Annotated in this window: 2 protein-coding genes and 2 pseudogenes; 2 read left to right on the top strand and 2 right to left on the bottom strand. The window is 60.1% G+C overall.

Features of this window, described 5'->3' with window-relative positions; genetic code table 11:
* Positions 1–168: pseudogene (locus tag ACXJ7R_RS30495) on the top strand (GlsB/YeaQ/YmgE family stress response membrane protein); the annotation flags it as partial.
* A 175-nt stretch (positions 169–343) separates the two neighbouring features.
* Here ACXJ7R_RS30495 and ACXJ7R_RS30490 read toward each other — a convergent pair.
* Positions 344–943, bottom strand: coding sequence for a sulfotransferase family protein (locus tag ACXJ7R_RS30490; protein ID WP_457155059.1), 600 nt, complete (start codon positions 941–943; stop codon positions 344–346).
* Positions 944–1494: 551 nt separating this feature from the next.
* On the opposite strand from ACXJ7R_RS30490, the pseudogene ACXJ7R_RS30485 reads away from it, so the two are divergent.
* A pseudogene (locus ACXJ7R_RS30485) lies at positions 1495–1614 on the top strand (IS481 family transposase); the annotation flags it as partial.
* Positions 1615–1772: 158 nt separating this feature from the next.
* Here ACXJ7R_RS30485 and ACXJ7R_RS30480 read toward each other — a convergent pair.
* Entirely contained in the window at positions 1773–2204 is a 432-nt protein-coding gene (locus tag ACXJ7R_RS30480; RefSeq protein WP_457155060.1) for an IS110 family transposase, read from the bottom strand.
* Positions 2205–2222: the final 18 nt, after the last annotated feature.

The following is a 2222-nucleotide window of genomic DNA, read 5'->3' as shown; positions in this document are numbered from 1 at the left end:
ATATGGGAGTGCTCATGAACTATCATTTTGGGGATCGTCGGCGCCATCGTCGCCAACGTGCTTCTCGGGCTGCTGGGCGTATCATTGACGGGCTGGCTTGGCTATCTTGTCGCCGGCTTCATCGGTGCATGTATTTTGATTGCCGTGGCGCGAATGATTAAACGCTGAACCAATATTCGACAGCCTTGATGACCGGCTTGCCGACGCATCGGCAACCCGGTTCTTCGCTTGGCCTTGAGCTCAGAAGTGGCAGGCATGTTCAATCCTTTAGGCTAGGTCAAATCTAATCAGTTCGAGTGACCGACTTCGACCCCGGGCTCAGGCCCCGAACTTCGTGCGGGGCTTATTTGGCGAAGCGGCTTCGGAATTCGGTAGTGGTGTTGCTGTGGGGGAAGGGTTCGGCCGGGATCGGCACGCCGAGAAAGGCGCACAGGTTCGGCCAGCCGTCGGCCACCCGATAGACCAGCAGGCGCGACGGCCGGAAAGCCGAGATCACTTCGGCGTTGTGGGCTTCGAGCACTTCGATAGCATGGGTTTCGTCGTCGAGACGACCGCCGAAAATTTTGGTCTCTATGACGGCCCGGCCAAAACTTTGCGGGTCTGAGGTCTCGCCCATGGTGTYGAAGATCGTGGCACGTGCGCTCCTGTACCAGYCCTCGGGGTTGCGAACGGTGAGGATGAGCTTGGCGTCGGGGAAATACTYGGCGAGTTCGCGCCAGAAATAGGCCGTCGGCCAGTCGACTGCCGACYTGTAACCGGCATAGACGACGTCCCAATCCACCGGCTCGCCGCGCCCGGCGGCGCGGATCAGGTCGCGGTGCTCGGGGTTAGAGTTGACGTCCTCCATGTGATGGCACGGCCCGAACCCGAGCATTTCAAGCGCCAGGTTCAGAGTGTGCGTGCCGGTGCGGCCGAACCCAGCCCCGATAACAGATAATGCCATGCGATCCTCCTGTKGCGGGAGCGGATCATAGATTGCARGGGTTGGGAAGGGAGGATGGTCCTGGCGCTCACCCTGAGAGACCAAATCGGCATATCGAGCGATGCGCCGAACTSGCTRTGCCCGAAGGCTACATAGCGGGCCGGCCGGTTGCGGCGTCGATAGCGATCCGCCGCCGCAGGAGCTAGGCGGCAGCCTTCGTTTCTAGCACCATAGCCCCGACAAGGGTCGCTTCGGGCCACTTTCGGCCTCGGGCTATAGGTGATCGTGTGTCCGCTTTCTCCGCTCTACCCATTCAACTCGGTACAACGCTATGCCGCGTTCTCAGCCTGGGTTTTTTCCGACTGTTGCCCGACTATCCGCACTTGCGCTTCGGACACCCGGTTGATCAGCAAATTCGGAACAAAGCAGCACAGGCTGCGTTTTTTCAGAGACGAGGTCCACCCGTTCAACCGACCGCGTTGGAAGAGAGTGCTCTTTAGACGCCGAAATCCTGATGGTCTCTTCGAGCGATTGCGCATTTATATGTGGCCGCGCCGCTCCTTCTCGCGATCGAGCGCATCGGTCATCGCATTACCGGCAAGCGCACCGGCAATGCGAGCTCGCGCGGCAGCAGTTGGGAGTTCGTCCATGTTTGCATCGACGACGCCTCCCGCATCGCCTTCTCGCAGATCAGCGACGGTCGCAACGAACGCACTCGCCAGCAGCGGGCCAACGCCCGGAATCTCCATCAACCTGCGACCCAGTTCGGACTCTCGCGCACTCGCACGGACCCGGCGAGCGTTTTCGAGGATCTGTTCCTTCACGACACGAAGCTGTGCTTCAAGCATCCTCAGGCAAAGCCGTGCGTCGGCCGGTATCCTGGCATCGTTCTCGTCGTTGATGACCACGAGAAGTTGCTCAATTCCATTACGCCCGATCGGCGCACGACCCCGAACTCGGAYAGGTGSGMYCGCAACGCGTTCGATATCTGYGTGCGCTGGCGGTTGAGCATYAAYCGMACCCGGTGCAGCATCATCACACTCTGCTGCTCGGGCGACTTCACCGGCACGAAGCGCATCGTCGGTCGTGTCACGGCCTCGCAGATCGCCTCTGCATCTGCAGCATCATTCTTCTGCCGTTTCAAATACGGCTTCACATACTGTGCCGGCAGCAGCCGCACGTCGTGGCCACGCGAGATTAGCTCGCGAGCCCAATAATGCGACGAACTGCACGCCTCGATCCCGACAAGGCATCGCTGCAAACTCTCAAAGAACGGCAGCATACGCCCACGCGTCAACTT

It is taken from the genome of Mesorhizobium sp. P5_C1 (assembly GCF_054049815.1).
The sequence above is the reverse complement of the archived record's forward strand: the minus strand, read 5'-3'. Positions and strand labels throughout refer to the sequence as shown.